Here is a 19,255-nt window from a genome sequence, read left to right on the forward strand (position 1 = left end):
CAGATAAAGATTGCCAAGCAATCCACATTAGTCTGGGGGAGCTTTTTAGTCGGCGGATAAAGATTGCAAAGCAATCATACAATCTACATAAGTATAAAATCAAGGGCTCTAAGTTGAGCTCTTTTTCGTAAAGTCCTTCAGATTTTTCTGAATCTTGAAAAAGAAATGAAAGCGTTTGATAGCTTTTCGCAAAAAGTGTATAATAAAACTATAAATATAAAGGAGATTTCCTATGGCAGTTAAAGATTTTATGACTCGCAAGGTCGTTTATATTAGTCCAGATACAAATGTAGCACACGCAGCCGATTTGATGCGTGAACAAGGCTTACACCGTCTTCCTGTTATTGAAAATGATAAATTAGTAGGCCTTGTAACGGAAGGTACAATAGCAGAAGCTAGTCCATCTAAAGCAACTAGTCTTTCAATCTTTGAGATGAACTACTTGCTTAACAAGACAAAGGTAAAAGATGTCATGATTCGTGATGTTGTTACTGTTTCAGGCTATGCAAGTTTGGAAGATGCAACTTATCTCATGCTAAAAAATAAGATTGGTATTTTACCAGTTGTTGACAATGGCCAACTATACGGCGTTATTACGGATAGAGATGTATTCAGAGCCTTTCTTGAAATTGCTGGCTATGGTGAAGAGGGAATTCGTGTTCGTTTTATCACAGAAAATGAAGTTGGAGTTTTAGGTAAGATTGTTTCTTTAATCGTTGAGGAAAATCTTAATATCTCTCATACTGTTAATATTCCACGTAAAGATGGTAAGATCATTATTGAAGTTCAAATTGAGGGAACGCTTGATCTTAATTCCTTGAAGAAGAAATTCGAAGAAGAGGATATTCTCGTAGATGAAATTGTAAAAACTTCTGCTAAAAAACTCTAAAGAGTAAACTATTATTGTTTTACACTTGCGAAAAAAATTTTTTTCTAGTATAATAGTTTATTGTGAGCAAACCTCACTTACCCCTTGCAATGTCTTGGGGTCATTAGACCAAAAGGAGGAACATATCAATGGCTAAATACGAAATTCTTTATATCATTCGTCCAAACATTGAAGAAGAAGCGAAAAACGCTTTGGTAGCACGTTTTGACTCTATCTTGACTGACAACGGTGCAACTGTTGTTGAATCAAAAGATTGGGAAAAACGTCGTCTTGCATACGAAATCCAAGATTTCCGTGAAGGACTTTACCACATCGTTAACGTTGAAGCAAACGATGACGCAGCTCTTAAAGAGTTTGACCGTTTGTCAAAAATCAACGCTGACATTCTTCGTCACATGATCGTCAAACTTGACGCGTAAGAAGGTAGATTATGATTAACAATGTTGTACTTGTAGGGCGTATGGTACGTGACGCTGAGTTGCGTTATACCCCATCAAATGTAGCAGTTGCTACTTTTACTCTTGCAGTAAACCGTACATTTAAGAGTCAAAATGGTGAGCGTGAAACTGATTTTATCAATGTTGTCATGTGGCGCCAACAGGCTGAAAATCTTGCTAACTGGGCTAAAAAAGGCTCACTTATCGGGGTGACAGGTCGTATTCAGACTCGTAGTTACGATAATCAGCAAGGACAACGTGTCTATATCACCGAAGTTGTGGCTGAAAATTTCCAAATGTTGGAAAGCCGTAGCGTGCGTGAGGGACATACAGGCGGAGCTTACACAGCCCCAACTGCTAACAATGCAGCACCTACAAATTCAGTACCAGACTTTTCACGTGATGAAAATCCATTCGGAACAACAAATCCTTTGGATATTTCAGATGATGATTTACCATTCTAATGGACAATTAATACTATAAAGGAGAAAAAACATGGCTCAACAACGTCGTGGCGGATTCAAACGCCGTAAAAAAGTTGATTACATCGCAGCAAACAAAATTGAATATGTTGATTACAAAGATACTGAGCTTCTTAGCCGTTTCGTTTCAGAACGTGGGAAAATCCTTCCTCGTCGTGTAACAGGAACTTCAGCTAAAAACCAACGTAAAGTAACAACAGCTATCAAACGCGCTCGCGTAATGGCTTTGATGCCTTTCGTAAACGAAGATTAAAAAAAAGACCCGGTTGGGTCTTTTTTTCAGGTCCAGTGGACCTCTTTTTCATGAGCTTGAAAACAAGAAAGCGAATTAAGACCCGGTTGGGTCTTTTTTTCACGAGCATGGAAATGTGAGAGCGAGTTGAGGTTCGGGTAGACTGCTTTTTTACAAGCTGGATAGGGTTAGTAGGGAATTTCATCAGTTTATGGTATAATGAATAGAGTGAGTTAAGGAGGTCTTGCAATGGATGCCAAGTTAAGATACAAGGCTAAGAAGATTAAGGTTATCTTTTTTGATATAGATGATACTTTACGTAATTCAAAGACTGGCTTTATTCCAAGTACTATTCCTACAGTATTTCAACAATTGCGCGATAGAGGAATCTTGACAGGAATTGCGACTGGTCGAGGCATTTTTGGCGTCGTACCAGAGATTAAAGCCCTCAAGCCTGATTTCTTTGTAACCTTGAATGGTGCCTATATTGAAGATAAAAAAGGTAGTGTTCTGTATAGTCATAAAATCGCTAGAGATAAGGTTGAGGAGTATATTGCTTGGACAAAGGAAGTGGGAATTGACTACGGTTTGGTTGGTAGTCATGAGGCTAAATTATCTAGACGAACAGAGATGATTAGCCAGGCCATCGATCCAATTTATCCTGATTTAGAGGTGGACCCTGATTTTTACCAAAAAGAAGATATTTATCAGATGTGGACCTTTGAGGATCAGGGAGATGATTTGACTTTGCCTGAAAGTTTAGCATCAACTTTGCGTATGGTACGCTGGCATGAACATTCATCAGATGTTGTGTCTATCTCTGGTTCAAAAGCAACTGGAGTAGCCAAAGTGGTAGACCAATTAGGTCTTAAACCTGAAAATGTCATGGTTTTTGGAGACGGTCTTAACGATTCAGAACTCTTTGATTATGCAGGTATTAGTGTTGCTATGGGAATTTCTCATGACAACATCAAAGAAAAAGCAGATTATATTACAAAAACATTAGAAGAAAACGGCATTTTTGATGCCTTAGAAGGATTTGGTATGGTAGAAAAAGAATTACATTTTCCACAAGTAGACATTGAAACAGTAGAAGGTCCGATTGCGACTATTAAAACAAATCATGGAGATATGCACATTAAGCTTTTCCCTGAACATGCACCAAAAACAGTAGCCAACTTTATTGCTTTATCAAAAGATGGTTACTATGATGGTGTCATTTTCCACCGTATTATTAAAGACTTTATGATTCAAGGTGGGGACCCAACTGGTACAGGTATGGGTGGTGAATCTATCTATGGTCAGTCATTTGAAGATGAGTTTTCAGAAGAACTTTACAATGTACGTGGAGCCCTTTCTATGGCTAATGCTGGACCAAATACAAATGGTAGCCAGTTCTTTATCGTGCAAAATCAACACTTGCCATATTCTAAGAAAGAAATTGCTCGTGGTGGTTGGCCAGAACCAATTGCAGAAATTTATGCAGAAAAAGGTGGAACTCCTCACTTAGACCGCCGTCATACAGTTTTCGGTCAACTTGCAGATGAAGCATCTTATAAGGTTTTGGATGCTATTGCAGGTGTGGAAACAGGTGCAATGGACAAGCCGGTTGAAGATGTAGTCATTGAAACGATTGAAATTGAGGACTAAAATGAAAATCGGTGATAAGTTAAATGGCCGTATTACTGGGATTCAGCCTTATGGTGCTTTTGTTGAGTTAGAAACAGGAGTGACAGGACTGATTCATATCTCAGAGATTCGGACAGGATTTATAGAAAATATCCATGACGTTTTAAAAGTTGGTGAAGAAGTACAGGTTCAAGTGGTTGATTTTGATGAGTTTACTGGGAAAGCTAGTCTTTCCATCCGTACTTTAGAAGAAGAAAAACATCAACTACCAAGACGGAGACGCTTTTCAAGCGATCGATACAAATATGGTTTTGCCCCTTTAGGACAGATGATGCCAATATGGACTAAAGAAGCTCTTTCGAATCTAAATGAGATGAAACATTAGGTCATTCAAATATGTGAAGAAGCTGACGTGACAAATTAGGAAAAATGATGGAAGAACAGTTATTAAAATCAGGTGAGAGAATCAATCAACTATTCTCTACGGATATCAAAATCATTCAAAATAGAGAGGTTTTTAGCTATTCGGTGGATAGTGTCCTCTTATCACGTTTTCCACGTTTTCCTAAAAAGGGCTTAATTGTGGATTTTTGTGCAGGCAATGGGGCTGTCGGACTTTTTGCTAGTAGTCGTACCAAGGCGAAAATCCTATCTGTAGAAATCCAAGAACGTCTAGCAGATATGGCAGAACGCTCAGTTCGTTTAAATAGCTTAGAAGAACAGATGCGGGTCATTTGTGATGATTTGAAAAACATGCCTAATCATCTTCAAGGAAGCAAAGTAGATATGATTTTATGCAATCCGCCTTATTTCAAGGTAGATCCTCATTCTAATCTGAACGAGAGCGAGCATTATCTTTTGGCTAGGCATGAGATCACAACTAATTTAGAAGAAATTTGTAGAAGTGCTCAAAAAATTCTCAAATCAAATGGCCGGTTGGTTATGGTGCATCGTCCAGATCGATTGCTAGATATCTTAGATAGGCTCCAACAACACAATTTAGCTCCAAAACGTCTACAATTTGTTTATCCTAAGCGTGAGAAGGAAGCTAATATGCTATTAATTGAAGCTATTAAAGACGGTTCCACTAGTGGCTTCAAGGTTTTGCCACCATTAATCATTCACAATGATGATGGCACTTATACACCAGAAGTTCAAGAGATTTACTATGGAAGTTAAGGCTTATATGTATGTAGTTGAGTGTTGCGATGGTTCTTACTATACAGGTTATACAACGGATGTCAAAAAGCGAATCACAGTCCATAATAGTGGCAAGGGAGCAAAGTATACAAGAGCCCGATTACCAGTAAAACTCATCTATGCAGAAGGATTTACCAGTAAGGAAGAAGCTATGTCCGCTGAGGCACTTCTCAAACGTAAGAAGAGAGCACAGAAAGAAAGCTATCTCAAAGAAAATCAAGATAAAAACATTGCGGATGATATAGAAATGTAGTGAAGGAGCCTTTCGGGCTCCTCTTACTTTTGTCAAAAATTGAAAAAAATGCTACAATAAAGAGAATAAAGAAACGAGGTATTATCATGTCTAAGATTCTAGTATTTGGTCACCAAAATCCAGATTCAGATGCTATCGGTTCATCTGTAGCTTTTGCTTACCTTGCAAAGGAAGCTTACGGTTTGGATACAGAAGCGGTGGCTCTAGGTACTCCTAATGAAGAAACAGCTTTTGTATTGGATTATTTTGGTGTAAAGGCACCACGCGTTATCACATCAGCTAAAGCAGAAGGTGCAGAACAAGTCATCTTGACTGACCACAATGAATTCCAACAATCAGTGTCAGATATCGCTGAAGTTGAAGTTTACGGTGTGGTCGATCACCACCGTGTGGCTAACTTTGAAACTGCAAGCCCACTTTACATGCGTTTGGAACCAGTTGGATCAGCATCTTCTATTGTTTACCGCATGTTCAAAGAACACAGTGTAGCAGTACCAAAAGAATTGGCTGGTTTGATGCTTTCAGGTTTGATTTCAGATACCCTTCTTTTGAAATCTCCAACCACTCACCCATCTGATAAAGTGATTGCGCCTGAATTGGCAGAATTGGCTGGTGTGAACTTGGAAGAATATGGTCTTGCAATGTTGAAAGCTGGGACTAACTTGGCAAGCAAATCGGCAGAAGAATTGATCGATATCGATGCGAAAACTTTTGAATTGAATGGTAACAAGGTTCGTGTTGCCCAAGTCAATACAGTTGATATTGCTGAAGTCTTGGAACGCCAAGCTGAAATCGAAGCAGCTATCCAAGCTGCAAATGCAGCTAACGGCTACTCTGACTTTGTCTTGATGATTACAGATATCGTTAACTCAAACTCAGAAATTTTGGCTCTTGGTGCTAATATGGACAAGGTAGAAGCAGCTTTCAGCTTCAAACTTGAAAACAACCATGCTTTCCTTCCAGGTGCTGTTTCACGTAAGAAACAAGTGGTACCACAATTGACTGAAAGCTTTAATGCATAATGATAGGTGGGGAAACCCATCGTTAAAAGGAGTTTCGGCTCCTTTTTTGCTAGGAGAGAAGTATGTTAGAATCTGGCGATTTGATTTTTGTGAGAGAAGATACGGAAATAGGACAGGCCATCCAGGAATCTACTGGTCACTATAGCCATGTGGCCATCTTTTTGGACGGCTTTATTTATCACGCTACTGGAGAAGCAGGTGTTGTCCGCCAAGAACCGGTAGATTTCTTTGAGTCTGATCGAGTCTACGATCTTTATCGCTATCCGGGAATTGATCTCAAAGAGGTCAAAAAGAAAGCAGAGAGCCACTTAGGGGTTCCCTATAATGCTTCCTTTTACCCAGATGGAACCGGTTTTTACTGTTCCCAATATATTGCAGCCATCTTACCCATTTTTGAGACCATTCCCATGAAGTTTGGGGATAATGTGCAGGAAATCAGTGATTTCTGGAGAGACTACTATAAAGAACTAGGACTAGCAGTCCCTCTGAATCAGCCCGGTACCAATCCTAGTCAATTAGCAGCATCTTCTCTTTTAGTTTGTAAAGAAAGGAATCTTTATGATTCAGATTTTTAATCCATCTCGTTTGACGCGACAGCCATTCTTTAGAGATTTGATAGCCTATCTTGATCAGCATGATGATGTTATTCTCCGTGAAATCAAGGCTCAGTATCCAGAAGTCGCAGTTGATAAGTATTTGGAGGAATATATTAAGGCTGGCTTGATTTTACGAGAGAACAAACGCTATTATCTCAATCTTCCCTTTCTAGAATCTACGGAATCTCTTGAACTGGATCGAGAAGTCTTTGTGAGAGAAGAGAGCTCAGTCTATCAGGAATTACAGGAGAAACTTTTTCAAACAGAATTGCGCAATCATACGAATGCAGCACTTTTAGTGGAAAAGACGGACTTTGCAAGACAAAAAATGACCTTATCCAATTATTTTTATAAGGTTAAACATCAGTATCCTTTAACAGCACAGCAGCAAGAGCTTTATGGGATTTTAGGAGATGTTAATCCAGAGTATGCTCTCAAGTATATGACAACCTTTTTGCTCAAGTTTCTTAAAAAAGACCAAGTCCAGCAAAAACGTCGAGACATTTTTGTGGATAGCTTAGAAATCTTAGGGTATATTCGAAAAAATGATGCAAGTAAGTACGAATTAGCAGTTGATTTTGATCGGGAGAGGCTAACTTTCTTTTTGATTTAACTTTTCTTTTTGAGCTATTTGTTTGACTTTGAGTAGGAATAAAGGTAGACTGAAACCAATCGATATTTTTATCGGAAAAATAAAAGGAGACAAATATATGTCAGTTGAAAATAAATTTGACCAAGCTAAAGGTTCTATTAAAGAAAGTTTTGGTAAACTTACTGGAGATAGTAAAACTCAAGCTGAAGGTACCACAGAAAAAACAGTTGCTAAGCTAAAAGAAGTAGCTGAAGAAGTAAAAGAAACTGTTGAAGGTGCAGTAAATGGTTTGAAAAACTCTTTTAAAAAAGAAGACTAAAAAACAAGGGATTTAATCCCTTGTTTTTGGTTTATAAGTAACGTTTGGCAATGGCTGCATCACCCGGGTACTCTTCTTTTACGCCGTTGATGATTTGGTAGCAATCCGCTCCTTTTCCTGCAAGGATGACTGCATCTAGTGGTTGACTGGTAACAGACATTGCAGTTTTAATGGCCTCTTCACGGTCGATGATTGTTTTAACGGGATGCTCAATGTAGCTACTGATTTCATCAGCGATTGCACGTGGATCCTCGTAGTTTGGATCATCTGTGGTGAGAAATACTTGAATTTCAGGATGCTTGTTTAAAAGAAGACCGAAATCTTTTCGGCGACTTTCTCCCTTGTTTCCTGTGGATCCGAGAACGAGTGCAATGTTACCGGTGTGATGTTCTTCAACAACGGAGATAAGTTTTGTAAGACTATCGCCATTGTGGGCATAATCAATGATAACCTTGGCTCCATTTTTCTGAGTCAGAACTTCCATACGACCTGGAACTCGAGTTTCAGCAATTCCTTTTTGGATATCCTCTAGACTAGCTCCGAGACGAAGACAGGCAAGACCAGCTGCAACAGCATTTTCTTGGTTGAAATGTCCAATTAGTTGGATATCATAATCTCCTGCCAATTTTCCAGTAGCTGAAAAGCGAAAGGCCTTGGAATTTTTGATTTGATTATCAGACTGGCTACCATAAAAGTCATGTTCTTTTTGTTCAACTTCTTCTTTGAGAAGGTTGAAGTGGTCCATATCACTATTGACTACAACAGCACGACTATTTTCCATCAGTAACCGTTTGTGGTAGAAGTAGTCTTCAAAAGTCGGATGTTCAATGGGACCAATATGGTCAGGAGTAATGTTAAGGAATACCCCAACATCAAAGGTTAAACCGTAAACTCTGTGAACTAGGTAAGCTTGACTGGAAACTTCCATGACGAGGTGAGTACGGTTATTCTTAACGGCTTGTGCCATCATGTCAAAGAGATCGATGTTTTCGGGTGTTGAGAATGAAGATTTAAAGAATGTCTTGCCATCTAAAGTGGTATTCATAGTGGACAAGAGCGCGGTTGGGTAACGTTGAGACAAGATATGATAAGCAAAGTAGGCTGCTGTCGTCTTCCCCTTAGTTCCGGTAAAGGCTAGAATTTTGAGTTTCTTTTGAGGATTGCCATAAAACTCCATGGCAATTAAACTCATGGCTTTTTTGATGTTATTAACTACAATGACAGGGATACCGACTTGGTAATCTTTTTCAGCTACATACCAGCCCAAACCTTGTGAGATAGCTGACACAAGATATTCTTCTTTAAAAGCTGCACCCTTTGCAAAAAAGAGGCAGTTTTCTTTGGCTTTTCGACTATCATAGCTAATGCTATCAAACGTAACATTCGTGTAGTTATAGAGGTAATTTTCGTGGTCGATAATTTCACGGAAGAGACCATCTTTTTTTAAAATATTCAAAACAGTTTCAATCTTTATCATACTTTCTATTATAAACTTCGAGCCCAAAATTTACAAGTAACAAGGAAAAGTTTATAATGGAAGATAAGGAACTTTTCCTAGTGATTAAATATGAATGAGGAAGCTATGTCAAACGAAACTAATCATCAGCAAGCCCAGATGTTACGAGGGACTGCTTGGCTAACTGCTAGTAACTTTATCAGTCGCTTACTTGGAGCAGTGTACATCATTCCCTGGTATATCTGGATGGGAACTTATGCGGCAAAGGCCAATGGCCTCTTTACCATGGGGTATAATATTTATGCATGGTTCTTACTAATTTCAACAGCAGGAATTCCGGTTGCGGTTGCAAAGCAAGTGGCTAAATACAATACTATGCAGGAAGAAGAGCATAGTTTTGCCCTGATTCGAAGTTTCCTCGGCTTTATGACGGGGCTCGGTTTTGTCTTTGCTTTAGTTCTGTATCTGTTTTCCCCTTGGTTGGCTGATCTTTCGGGTGTGGGGAAAGATTTGATTCCCATTATGCAAAGTCTAGCATGGGCTGTCTTGATTTTTCCATCTATGAGTGTTATCCGTGGCTTCTTCCAAGGGATGAACAACCTGAAACCTTACGCTATGAGTCAAATCGCTGAGCAGGTTATCCGTGTTATTTGGATGCTTTTAGCCACCTTTATCATCATGAAGCTCGGTTCGAAGGATTATCTATCTGCAGTAACTCAATCTACCTTTGCAGCCTTTGTTGGGATGGTCGCAAGTTTTGCAGTCTTGCTTTATTTCCTATTTAAGGAAGGATTACTTCAAAAAGTATTTGAAGCGCGAGATAAGATTGATGGCAAGAAGCTTTTAATCGACACAATTAAGGAAGCTATTCCCTTTATTATAACTGGTTCAGCAATTCAACTTTTCCAAATTCTGGATCAAATGACCTTTATCAATAGCATGAAGTGGTTTACCAACTACAGTAATGAAGACTTAGTAGTCATGTTTTCTTATTTCTCTGCTAATCCTAATAAGATTACCATGATATTAATTTCGGTGGGAGTTTCAATCGGTGGTGTAGGCCTTCCCCTCCTAACAGAGAACTATGTCAAGAGTGATTTACCAGCAGCTGCTCGTCTAGTTCAAAATAGTATCACCATGCTTTTCTTATTTCTTTTACCTGCCACAGTTGGAGTAGTTATGGTGGGTGAGCCTCTTTATACAGTATTTTATGGAAAACCAGATGCTCTAGCCTTGGGATTGTTTGTCTTTGCTGTTTTGCAGTCAACTATCTTGGGTCTGTATATGGTCTTATCACCAATGCTTCAGGCCATGTTTCGAAATCGCAAAGCAGTTCTATATTTTGTTTATGGAGCTATCGCTAAACTTGTTCTTCAATTGCCAGCCATAGCAATTTTCCATAGTTATGGCCCTTTGATTTCAACAACCATCGGTCTCATCATTCCAATTGTTTTAATATATCGTGAAGTCTGTCAGATAACAGGAGCTCGTCGAAAGATCATTTTGAAGAGAACAATTTTAGTCACTATTTTGACTCTAGTTATGTTTATCTTAGTTGGCTTTTTACAATGGCTTCTTGGATTTGTCTTCCAACCATCTGGACGTTTGTGGAGCTTCTTCTATGTCGCCCTAATCGGTGTAATTGGTGGTGGCCTCTACGGAGCTATGAGTCTTTATACTCGACTTTTGGATAAAGTTATCGGAAAGGCAAAAGCTGACCAGTTACGAGCACGATTGAAATTATCATAAACGTTTATAAATAAAACGAACAGTTTGAACTTTTTTATCTTAAAAACTTCAAACTGTTCATTTTTTATTAAAAAAAAGAAAAAAACATAAAAATGAATAAAAATGTAAATTTTTTATATGTAAACATTTGACTAAATAAAACACCGGTTGTATAATAAGACATATATTTGAAACAGGAGGTTTTGAAAATGAAAAAATCGAAAGCTAAATATCTGACACTAGCAGGTGTCGTCCTTAGTGCCGGATTCCTATTGAGCGCATGTAGTAGCTCGTCTAGTGCACCTAAAACTTATAACTACGTATATGGTGCTGACCCAGCCAGCCTAAATTATCTTCTAGAAAATCGTGCAACTACACTTGATGTTGTTACTAACTTGGTAGATGGTTTGATGGAAAACGACCAATACGGGAACTACATCCCTTCATTGGCAGAAGATTGGAGTGTTTCTCAAGATGGATTGACCTACACTTACAAACTTCGTAAAGATGCAAAATGGTATACAAATGAAGGTGAAGAATATGCACCTGTTACTGCAAAAGATTTTGTAACTGGATTGAAATATGCAGCAGATAATAAATCCCAAGCCTTGTATTTGGTTCAAGATTCAATTGTAGGTTTGGATGACTATGTTACAGGTAAATCTAAAGATTTCTCAACAGTAGGTGTCAAAGCTCTTGATGATCAAACTGTTCAATATACTTTGAAACAACCAGAACCATACTGGAATTCAAAAACAACTTCAAGTATTCTGTTGCCAGTTAATGAAGAGTTCTTGAATTCTAAAGGTGCTGACTTTGGTAAGATGGATCCTGCGGATATCTTGTACAGTGGACCTTTCTTACTTAAATCATTCACTTCAAAATCTGCAATGGAATATACAAAGAATCCAAAATACTGGGATGCTAAAAATGTCAATGTGGATGAAGTGAAGTTAAGCTACTTTGATGGTAGTGACCAAGATGCGCTTGTTCGTAACTTCTCTGAAGGAGTTTATAGCTTCGCTCGTCTCTACCCTAATAGTTCAAGCTTTGAAGGTGTGAAAGAAAAATACAAAGACAATATCGTCTACAGTATGCAAAATTCATCATCTTTCTACTATAACTTTAACTTAGATAGAAAATCTTATAAATATACTTCAAAAACAACTGACGCTCAAAAGAAATCTACTCAAGAAGCAGTCTTGAACAAATCTTTCCGTCAAGCAATCAACTTTGCTTATGATCGTACTTCTTATGCAGCCCAATCACAAGGACAAGATGGGGCTACTAAAGTCTTGAGAAACTTACTTGTTCCTCCAACTTTTGTTAATGTTGATGGTAAGAGCTTTGGTGATGCCGTAGCTGCTAAGGTTGTCAATTACGGTAAAGAATGGGAAAACATGAAGTTCGATGATGCTCAAGATGCATACTACAATGCTGATAAGGCTAAAGAAGCCTTCAGTAAAGCTAAGAGCGAATTGGAAGCTAAAGGTGTTCAATTCCCTATCCACTTAGATATGCCAGTTGACCAAGCTACTAAGAGAAGTGTCCAAGAAGCAAGCTCATTCAAACAATCGATCGAATCTGTTTTGGGTGCAGACAATGTTGTTATTGATATCCAAATGCTAAGCACTGATGAAATGGATGGTATTAGTTACCAAGCACAAACAGCTGCACAAAAAGATTATGACCTTTATAATGGTGGTTGGAGTCCAGACTATCAAGACCCATCAACTTATCTTGATACTCTCAGTTTGTCAAGTGGTGGTTCTCTTCAAAATCTAGGTATTGAACCTGGTGAAGCTAATGATAAAGCAAAAGCTGTTGGTCTTGATGTATATACGAAGATGGTTGAAGAAGCTGGTAAAGAACAAGATTTGAACAAGCGTTATGATAAATACGCAGATGCTCAAGCTTGGTTGGTTGATAGCTCACTAGCAATTCCTAACCTTTCTCTTGGTGGTACTCCTGGTTTGAGAAAAACAGTTCCATTCTCAACTGCATTCTCTCAAGCTGGTAATAAGGGTGTGGAATCATTCAAATACCTTAAATTGCAAGATAAAGTTGTAACAAAAGATGAGTATGAAAAAGCTAAAGAAAAATGGTTGAAAGAAAAAGCAGAATCTAATAAGAAAGCACAAGAAGATCTTGCCAACCATGTCAAATAATTAGCAATTTTATAAATAGAAACGATAGCCTACAATTTGGTTATCGTTTTTTATATAGTTTGAAACTATAACTAGCTCTTGAAAAGAAGAAAATGAGTTCCTGAAAATAAGTGGTACAATAGTTAGTATAGATTTGGAGGTATTGTATGAGTAAATCATTTCATATTAACACAATTTTAGCACAAGCAGGGATTAAGTCTGATGAAGCTACTGGTGCTTTGGTGACACCACTTCATTTTTCAACGACATACCAGCATCCAGAATTTGGTCAATCAACGGGTTATGACTATACGCGTACCAAAAACCCTACTCGTGCCAAAGCAGAGGAAGTTTTAGCGGCTATTGAATCTGCCCACTATGCTCTAGCTACTAGCTCTGGTATGTCTGCCATTGTACTAGCCTTTAGTATTTTTCCTGTTGGTAGCAAGGTTTTGGCTGTCCGTGACCTTTATGGAGGTTCTTTCCGTTGGTTCAATCAAATGGAGCAGGAAGGGCGTTTTCACTTTACCTATGCCAACACAGAAGAAGAGTTGATTGCTGAGCTAGAAAAGGATGTGGATGTACTTTATATCGAAACGCCAACCAACCCTTTGATGTTGGAATTTGATATTGAAAAATTGTCAACATTAGCTCACGCTAAGGGTGCTAAAGTTGTTGTGGACAATACCTTCTACAGCCCGATTTATCAACGCCCAATTGAAGATGGAGCAGATATCGTCCTTCATTCAGCTACAAAATACCTTGCAGGGCATAATGATGTCTTAGCTGGTGTGGTTGTGACAGATAGTGCGGATTTATACGAAAAACTCTTTTACAATCTCAATACGACAGGGGCTGTTTTGTCGCCATTTGATAGTTATCAATTGATTCGTGGTCTTAAAACCTTGTCTCTTCGTATGGAGCGCTCAACTGCTAATGCTCAAGAAATCGTAGCATTTTTGAAACAATCACCTGCAGTCAAAGAAGTCTTGTATACAGGACGTGGGGGAATGATTTCCTTTAAAGTAGCAGATGAGAAACGCATTCCTCATATCTTAAATACTTTGAAAGTATTCTCTTTTGCTGAAAGTCTGGGTGGTGTAGAAAGTCTCATTACCTATCCAACTACTCAAACTCATGCCGATATTCCAGCAGAGGTGCGCCATTCTTATGGTTTGACCGATGATCTCTTGCGTTTGTCTATTGGGATTGAGGATGCTAGAGATTTGATTGCAGACTTGAGTCAAGCCTTGGAAGGATAAGACTATGGGAAAATATGATTTTACGACCTTGCCCAATCGTTTTGGCCAACATACCTATAAATGGAAAGAGGCAGAGACTGACCGTGAAGTATTGCCAGCCTGGATTGCAGATATGGATTTCGTTGTTTTACCAGAAATTCAACAAGCCGTACATGACTATGCGGAACAATTAGTTTATGGCTATACCTATGCTAGTGATGAGTTGGTTGAAGCAGTACAAAATTGGGAAAGAAGCCAACATGGCTATGACTTTAAAAAAGATGCCCTCGTTTTTATTGAAGGTGTTGTACCCGCTATTTCAGTAGCGATTCAAGCTTTTACCAAAGAAGGCGAAGCTGTTCTCATCAATACTCCGGTCTACCCTCCGTTTGCTCGCACTGTTAAGCTCAATAATCGCAAACTGATTACGAATTCTTTAGTAGAAAAAGAAGGTATCTTTGAAATTGACTTTGACCAATTGGAAAAGGACTTTGTTGAAGAGAACGTGAAACTCTATGTTCTTTGCAATCCCCACAATCCTGGGGGACGCGTTTGGGAGAAGGAAGTTCTGGAGAAGATTGGTCAACTTTGTCAAAAATATGGAGTCTTACTGGTATCTGATGAGATTCACCAAGACTTGGCCCTCTTCGGGCATAAACATCATTCCTTTAATACGGTGAACCCTGACTTCAAGGATTTTTCAATTATTTTAAGCAGTGCTACTAAAACTTTTAACATAGCTGGGACCAAGAATTCCTATACCATTATTGAAAGTCCTAAGTTGAGAGTCGCTTTCCAAAAACGTCAGCTTGCAAATAATCAGCATGAAATCTCAGGACTCGGATATTTGGCAACAGAAGCTGCTTATCGTTATGGTAAGGATTGGCTAGAAGAACTTAAGGAAGTTCTTGAAAATCATATCAATTATGTAGTTGATGTATTTGAAAAAGAAACAAAGATTAAAGTCATGAAGCCACAAGGAACCTACCTCATTTGGCTTGACTTTTCAGACTATAATATTAGCGATGAAGAACTAAGAAAGCTCTTGAGAGACGAAGCTAAGGTTATCCTAAATAGAGGTTTAGACTTTGGTGAAGAGGGAACATTGCATGCACGCTTAAACGTAGCCATGCCAAAAACCTTGCTAGAGCAAGTCTGTCAACGAATCGTAAAAGCTGTATCAAAATAAACAAAAAAATAGCCTTTCTAAGACTAAATATCTTAGAAAGGCTATTTTAATAGGGAGAATTATGGTATAATAAAGGGATAAAGTAAAGGGGCAGATATGGCTAAATTGATTCCAGGTAAACTTCGAATGGAGGGAGTAGAAGTCTACGAAACTGGTCAGATTAAAATTATGAAGGAGCAAGACAATCGCGTTTATGCGCGTGTAGCGGAAGAAGAAATTCGCTATAGTTTAGACGATGATTTGATCTTTTGTGCATGTAGTTTTTTCCAAAAAAGAGGCTACTGTGTTCATTTGGCGGCACTGGAATATTATTTTAAAAATGACCCTACAGGACAGGAAATCTTGCTCAATCTGGAGTCTAATCAGGAAGAGAAAGAAACTGTTGAGACACAGGTATCTATTGGAGGGAAATTTTTAGAAGCTATCCAGCTTCCAAATCAGTCTAATAAATATCAGCTTTCTGCTCAAGGGCAGGTGGAAGCGGGGACTAATCGCATTGTCTGGACTTTAAGGATTGGTCTTTTTGGGCAAGAAAAGTTTTATGTGATTAGGGATATTCCGCTGTTCTTAAAAGTCATAGAGACTGCTAAACCTTACATGATTGGAAAATATTACGAGCCTTCATTGAGAGTTGAGCAATTTGATAAAGATAGCCAAGGTGTCTTGAATTTCTTACGAGGATTGATTGAGGAGAAAGAAGAGCACAACATCTTTTTCCCAAATCAAGGGCGACATCTCTATTTCCCTAAAACGTTTTTTGAGCAGGGCGCTGACCTACTGATGGGTTTAGACGTCTTTCAATTTGACCATCAATTGTCAAGTTATCATCATTTGATTTTTCAAGATTTTGATGGTCAAGTAGGTTTGTTTTCTTTTCGAATTGAAGAAAAACCTAATTATTTTGGAATGGAAATTTTCGAACAGGAATGTCTCAATTTCTTTTATAGGGGACAAATTTTATTTTCTAAAGGAAATTTTTATATTTTGTCAAAAAACCAGGCTATTTTATTAAATGCGCTTAGAAAAGTTCCATTAGATTATAGTGGCAGGAAAATTTTACAGTTTGATACGAACGACCGAGACCTCTTAGCTTCGACCTTGTCCCAGTTTAAAGACCTCGGGAAAGTAGAAGCTCCTGAGTCTCTTCAAATCCAGACTTTCCGTCCTTCATTTTACATGGATCGAGAAGAGGATGGCTCTATTCGTTTGGATATGCAGTTTCAGTATGGAACTTGCCTAGTAACCAATCGTAATGAACTAGAGAAACTGCCTTTTTCTAGTGATATTCATTTGGAAAAACAAATTTTTCAGTTAGCTCTTTCTGCTGGATTTGAAGCTGATTTTCGTTCATGGCGTCAAAGTTTGAAAGCTGATGCAGTTTATGCGTTCTTCCAAGAAATTTTACCAGCATTTGCAGCTCTTGGGGAATTAAAGATTTCTGAGAGTTTGCAGGAGCTTTATCAGGTTCAGAAACCTCAAGTACATATCTCTTCCAAGGGGAGTCTTTTAGAGATTCGATTTGATTTTCAAGATATAGATCAAGAGGAAATCAATCGAGCTATGGAGGCTCTCGCTGCCAAACAGGACTATTATATTTCCTCCTCTAACCAGGTTTATTATTTCGATGAACAGACCAAACGTATTCGCAAGGAGTTAGAGGACTTGGGGATTGAAGAGATAGAGAGTGATTCTTTCCATGCACGCAAATCTTTAGCTTATACACTTTCTCATCTTTTTAAGGATCAGGATCAAGTTACTTTTACTGAAGAATTTCGAAATCTGGCACGTGATTTGACTCATCCAGAGGATTTCCCGATGAAACCTCTAGATATTCGAGCTCAACTCAGAGACTATCAGAAAAAGGGAATCCAATGGCTTCAAATGCTTCATCATTATGGGTTTGGAGGAATTTTAGCTGACGATATGGGGCTTGGGAAGACCTTGCAAGCTATCGCCTTTCTAAGTAGCCAGCTTCAAGACGATAGCCGAGTCTTAATCCTCGCTCCGTCTGGTTTAATTTATAACTGGGCTGACGAGTTTCAAAAATTTGCACCAAATTTGAATGTAGCAGTTGTACATGGCTTGAAACCATATAGAGAGGCTATCTTAGCAGAAAAACATCAAATTTATGTGACCAGTTATGCCACTTTCCGCCAGGATAGTGAGATTTATCAAGATTTATCTTTTGACTTTCTATTTCTAGACGAAGCTCAGGTGATGAAAAATGCCCAGACCAAAATTGCTAAAATTTTGAGGAAGTTTGTTGTTCCATCCGTCTTTGCTCTATCTGGAACCCCGATTGAAAATAATTTAGGGGAATTATGGTCTATTTTTCAAATTGTCTTGCCAGGATTTTTACCAGCAAAAAAAGACTTTATGAAATTACCAGCTGAAAGGGTTGCCCAGTTTATCAAACCTTTTGTTATGCGTCGTAAAAAAAGGGATGTTCTTACTGAGTTACCTGATTTGATTGAAGTAGTTTACAAGAATGAACTAGAGGATCAGCAAAAGACCATCTATCTCGCACAATTGCAACAGATGCAGGAACATTTAGGGAAGGTAACTGAGTTAGAATTTCAACGCAATCGTGTTGAAATATTAACAGGACTCATGCGTCTTCGCCAGATTTGTGACACTCCTTCACTCTTCATGAATGATTATCAAGGAGATAGCGGGAAGCTTGATAGTTTACGTGATTTACTCAATCAAATTGGTGAAGCAAATCATCGTGTACTCATCTTTTCTCAATTTAGAGGAATGCTGGACCGAATTGAGCAGGAATTACCTCAGATTGGCTTAACTTCCTTCAAGATTACAGGCTCAACTCCATCACATGAACGTCAAGAAATGACCAAGGCCTTTAATCAGGGCGAACGCGATGTTTTTTTGATTTCGCTAAAAGCTGGTGGAGTTGGTCTCAATCTAACTGGTGCGGACACCGTTATTCTGGTAGATCTATGGTGGAATCCAGCTGTTGAATCACAGGCTATAAGTAGGGCTCATCGCATGGGACAAGAGCAAGCTGTTGAGGTTTATCGTCTGGTGACTCGGGGAACAATTGAAGAAAAGATACAAGAGCTCCAGGAACAGAAAAAAAATCTAGTTTCAGAAGTCTTAGACGGAACAGAATCCCGTGGAAGTCTCACACTTGCTGAAATTCAAGAAATATTAGGAATTTCTGAAGCCAAGACTTGAAAAATCAAGACTTTACGCTATAATGGAGTATTGAAAGGGAATAAAAATGAAGCACGAAAGATTTCCAATAGTGTCAGATGATGAGATCATGCTGACAGAGATGCCATTTATGAACTTATATGATGAGTCGGATTTGATTAGTAATATTAAGGGAGACTACCAGGATAAAAACTACTTGGAATGGTCACCAATTACCAATGATAAAAAGTCTCCGACTAATGTACAAGAAAAACTAACTGAAAAAAAAGAAAAAACCTACGCTGAGCTTGCTCGTGAAGAAGCAAGAGCTGATTTGAAACGGAAACGTTCAGCAAAGTATTTGACTCAAGATGTTAGCTTTACAAAACGTCATAAACCTTCAAATAATGTAGTAAGACAGGCAAATCATCCAACAGCTCCTTTCCAAAAGGAAAATTCAGGTGAACTTGCAAGATATAGTGACAAGCTAACGCAAAGCCATTATATTTTAGCTAAAATGGCTCCTAAGATACAACAAACAACCACAGAAGAGCATCTGGGACCAAAGAAAAATAATTATGATTTTCTAAAGAAAAGTCAAATCTACAACAAAAAAGAAAATCAAAAAGAAAAAGAACGTAAAATAGCTCAAGAATTAAACTTGACAAGGATGACAGAGTAAAGGGGAAA

Annotated in this window: 19 protein-coding genes; 18 read left to right on the top strand and 1 reads right to left on the bottom strand. The window is 38.4% G+C overall.

Going from position 1 to position 19,255, the window contains the following annotated elements; genetic code table 11:
* Window positions 1–232: 232 nt before the first annotated feature.
* From HMPREF3237_RS07205 to HMPREF3237_RS07260, 12 genes are all read left to right on the top strand, one after another.
* Window positions 233–889, top strand: a complete 657-nt coding sequence (locus tag HMPREF3237_RS07205; RefSeq protein WP_070889343.1) for a CBS domain-containing protein — start codon at window positions 233–235, stop codon at window positions 887–889.
* Window positions 890–1,017: 128 nt separating this feature from the next.
* Entirely contained in the window at window positions 1,018–1,308 is a 291-nt protein-coding gene (gene rpsF, locus HMPREF3237_RS07210) for a 30S ribosomal protein S6 (protein WP_002896497.1), read from the top strand.
* A gap of 11 nt (window positions 1,309–1,319) precedes the next feature.
* On the top strand, window positions 1,320–1,790 hold the full coding sequence (gene ssbA / locus HMPREF3237_RS07215; RefSeq protein ID WP_070889344.1) for a single-stranded DNA-binding protein SsbA: 471 nt from the start codon (window positions 1,320–1,322) through the stop codon (window positions 1,788–1,790).
* Window positions 1,791–1,821: 31 nt separating this feature from the next.
* Window positions 1,822–2,061 (top strand): 30S ribosomal protein S18, encoded by a 240-nt coding sequence (rpsR, locus tag HMPREF3237_RS07220; protein ID WP_000068664.1) that lies wholly within the window; start codon window positions 1,822–1,824, stop codon window positions 2,059–2,061.
* Between the two features lie 228 nt (window positions 2,062–2,289).
* Entirely contained in the window at window positions 2,290–3,690 is a 1,401-nt protein-coding gene (locus tag HMPREF3237_RS07225; protein ID WP_070889345.1) for a Cof-type HAD-IIB family hydrolase, read from the top strand.
* Window positions 3,665–4,054 (top strand): S1 RNA-binding domain-containing protein, encoded by a 390-nt coding sequence (locus HMPREF3237_RS07230; RefSeq protein WP_083801013.1) that lies wholly within the window; start codon window positions 3,665–3,667, stop codon window positions 4,052–4,054. The genes HMPREF3237_RS07225 and HMPREF3237_RS07230 overlap by 26 nt, the downstream gene beginning before the upstream one ends.
* Window positions 4,055–4,098: 44 nt before the next feature.
* Window positions 4,099–4,848, top strand: coding sequence for a tRNA1(Val) (adenine(37)-N6)-methyltransferase (locus tag HMPREF3237_RS07235; protein WP_070889346.1), 750 nt, complete (start codon window positions 4,099–4,101; stop codon window positions 4,846–4,848).
* On the top strand, window positions 4,838–5,122 hold the full coding sequence (locus HMPREF3237_RS07240; protein WP_070889347.1) for a GIY-YIG nuclease family protein: 285 nt from the start codon (window positions 4,838–4,840) through the stop codon (window positions 5,120–5,122). The genes HMPREF3237_RS07235 and HMPREF3237_RS07240 overlap by 11 nt, the downstream gene beginning before the upstream one ends.
* An 86-nt stretch (window positions 5,123–5,208) precedes the next feature.
* Window positions 5,209–6,144, top strand: a complete 936-nt coding sequence (locus HMPREF3237_RS07245; protein ID WP_070889348.1) for a manganese-dependent inorganic pyrophosphatase — start codon at window positions 5,209–5,211, stop codon at window positions 6,142–6,144.
* 62 nt (window positions 6,145–6,206) lie between these two features.
* A complete protein-coding gene (locus tag HMPREF3237_RS07250; RefSeq protein WP_070889349.1) occupies window positions 6,207–6,719 on the top strand; it encodes a YiiX/YebB-like N1pC/P60 family cysteine hydrolase in 513 nt (170 codons plus the stop codon).
* Window positions 6,703–7,353 carry a DUF1803 domain-containing protein gene (locus HMPREF3237_RS07255; protein ID WP_070889350.1) on the top strand — a complete coding sequence of 217 codons (651 nt, stop codon included), beginning with the start codon at window positions 6,703–6,705 and terminating at the stop codon, window positions 7,351–7,353. The genes HMPREF3237_RS07250 and HMPREF3237_RS07255 overlap by 17 nt, the downstream gene beginning before the upstream one ends.
* Window positions 7,354–7,450: 97 nt before the next feature.
* Window positions 7,451–7,651 (top strand): CsbD family protein, encoded by a 201-nt coding sequence (locus HMPREF3237_RS07260; RefSeq protein WP_070889351.1) that lies wholly within the window; start codon window positions 7,451–7,453, stop codon window positions 7,649–7,651.
* 31 nt (window positions 7,652–7,682) lie between these two features.
* Here the strand turns inward: HMPREF3237_RS07260 and HMPREF3237_RS07265 are convergent, their stop codons facing one another.
* Window positions 7,683–9,128: a UDP-N-acetylmuramoyl-L-alanyl-D-glutamate--L-lysine ligase gene (locus HMPREF3237_RS07265; RefSeq protein WP_070889352.1), complete on the bottom strand. Its 1,446-nt coding sequence runs from the start codon at window positions 9,126–9,128 to the stop codon at window positions 7,683–7,685.
* 105 nt (window positions 9,129–9,233) lie between these two features.
* Between HMPREF3237_RS07265 and HMPREF3237_RS07270 the strand changes: the two genes are divergently transcribed.
* The 6 genes from HMPREF3237_RS07270 to HMPREF3237_RS07295 all read left to right on the top strand — a co-directional run bounded on the left by HMPREF3237_RS07270 (window position 9,234) and on the right by HMPREF3237_RS07295 (window position 19,247).
* Entirely contained in the window at window positions 9,234–10,856 is a 1,623-nt protein-coding gene (locus HMPREF3237_RS07270; RefSeq protein WP_070889541.1) for a putative polysaccharide biosynthesis protein, read from the top strand.
* Window positions 10,857–11,044: 188 nt separating this feature from the next.
* Window positions 11,045–13,003, top strand: coding sequence for a peptide ABC transporter substrate-binding protein (locus HMPREF3237_RS07275; RefSeq protein WP_070889353.1), 1,959 nt, complete (start codon window positions 11,045–11,047; stop codon window positions 13,001–13,003).
* Window positions 13,004–13,149: 146 nt separating this feature from the next.
* Complete coding sequence (locus HMPREF3237_RS07280) at window positions 13,150–14,244, top strand: cystathionine gamma-synthase (protein WP_070889354.1); 1,095 nt, start codon at window positions 13,150–13,152, stop codon at window positions 14,242–14,244.
* A 4-nt stretch (window positions 14,245–14,248) separates the two neighbouring features.
* Window positions 14,249–15,412: a MalY/PatB family protein gene (locus HMPREF3237_RS07285; RefSeq protein ID WP_070889355.1), complete on the top strand. Its 1,164-nt coding sequence runs from the start codon at window positions 14,249–14,251 to the stop codon at window positions 15,410–15,412.
* A gap of 96 nt (window positions 15,413–15,508) precedes the next feature.
* Window positions 15,509–18,607 (top strand): pilus expression-regulating Snf2 family helicase, encoded by a 3,099-nt coding sequence (locus tag HMPREF3237_RS07290; RefSeq protein WP_070889356.1) that lies wholly within the window; start codon window positions 15,509–15,511, stop codon window positions 18,605–18,607.
* A gap of 46 nt (window positions 18,608–18,653) precedes the next feature.
* Entirely contained in the window at window positions 18,654–19,247 is a 594-nt protein-coding gene (locus HMPREF3237_RS07295) for a divisome accessory protein ZapJ (protein WP_070889357.1), read from the top strand.
* Window positions 19,248–19,255: the final 8 nt, after the last annotated feature.

Source organism: Streptococcus sp. HMSC34B10 (assembly GCF_001839505.1).
Classification (GTDB): domain Bacteria; phylum Bacillota; class Bacilli; order Lactobacillales; family Streptococcaceae; genus Streptococcus; species Streptococcus peroris.

What these genes read in the sequence shown, in the direction of transcription:
- HMPREF3237_RS07205 (WP_070889343.1), top strand. Translation starts at nt 233, where the DNA reads ATGGCAGTTAAAGATTTTATGACTCGCAAGGTCGTTTATATTAGTCCA.
- rpsF (WP_002896497.1), top strand. Translation starts at nt 1,018, where the DNA reads ATGGCTAAATACGAAATTCTTTATATCATTCGTCCAAACATTGAAGAA.
- ssbA (WP_070889344.1), top strand. Translation starts at nt 1,320, where the DNA reads ATGATTAACAATGTTGTACTTGTAGGGCGTATGGTACGTGACGCTGAG.
- rpsR (WP_000068664.1), top strand. Translation starts at nt 1,822, where the DNA reads ATGGCTCAACAACGTCGTGGCGGATTCAAACGCCGTAAAAAAGTTGAT.
- HMPREF3237_RS07225 (WP_070889345.1), top strand. Translation starts at nt 2,290, where the DNA reads ATGGATGCCAAGTTAAGATACAAGGCTAAGAAGATTAAGGTTATCTTT.
- HMPREF3237_RS07235 (WP_070889346.1), top strand. Translation starts at nt 4,099, where the DNA reads ATGATGGAAGAACAGTTATTAAAATCAGGTGAGAGAATCAATCAACTA.
- HMPREF3237_RS07240 (WP_070889347.1), top strand. Translation starts at nt 4,838, where the DNA reads ATGGAAGTTAAGGCTTATATGTATGTAGTTGAGTGTTGCGATGGTTCT.
- HMPREF3237_RS07245 (WP_070889348.1), top strand. Translation starts at nt 5,209, where the DNA reads ATGTCTAAGATTCTAGTATTTGGTCACCAAAATCCAGATTCAGATGCT.
- HMPREF3237_RS07250 (WP_070889349.1), top strand. Translation starts at nt 6,207, where the DNA reads ATGTTAGAATCTGGCGATTTGATTTTTGTGAGAGAAGATACGGAAATA.
- HMPREF3237_RS07255 (WP_070889350.1), top strand. Translation starts at nt 6,703, where the DNA reads ATGATTCAGATTTTTAATCCATCTCGTTTGACGCGACAGCCATTCTTT.
- HMPREF3237_RS07260 (WP_070889351.1), top strand. Translation starts at nt 7,451, where the DNA reads ATGTCAGTTGAAAATAAATTTGACCAAGCTAAAGGTTCTATTAAAGAA.
- HMPREF3237_RS07265 (WP_070889352.1), bottom strand. Translation starts at nt 9,128, where the DNA reads ATGATAAAGATTGAAACTGTTTTGAATATTTTAAAAAAAGATGGTCTC.
- HMPREF3237_RS07270 (WP_070889541.1), top strand. Translation starts at nt 9,234, where the DNA reads ATGTCAAACGAAACTAATCATCAGCAAGCCCAGATGTTACGAGGGACT.
- HMPREF3237_RS07275 (WP_070889353.1), top strand. Translation starts at nt 11,045, where the DNA reads ATGAAAAAATCGAAAGCTAAATATCTGACACTAGCAGGTGTCGTCCTT.
- HMPREF3237_RS07280 (WP_070889354.1), top strand. Translation starts at nt 13,150, where the DNA reads ATGAGTAAATCATTTCATATTAACACAATTTTAGCACAAGCAGGGATT.
- HMPREF3237_RS07285 (WP_070889355.1), top strand. Translation starts at nt 14,249, where the DNA reads ATGGGAAAATATGATTTTACGACCTTGCCCAATCGTTTTGGCCAACAT.
- HMPREF3237_RS07290 (WP_070889356.1), top strand. Translation starts at nt 15,509, where the DNA reads ATGGCTAAATTGATTCCAGGTAAACTTCGAATGGAGGGAGTAGAAGTC.
- HMPREF3237_RS07295 (WP_070889357.1), top strand. Translation starts at nt 18,654, where the DNA reads ATGAAGCACGAAAGATTTCCAATAGTGTCAGATGATGAGATCATGCTG.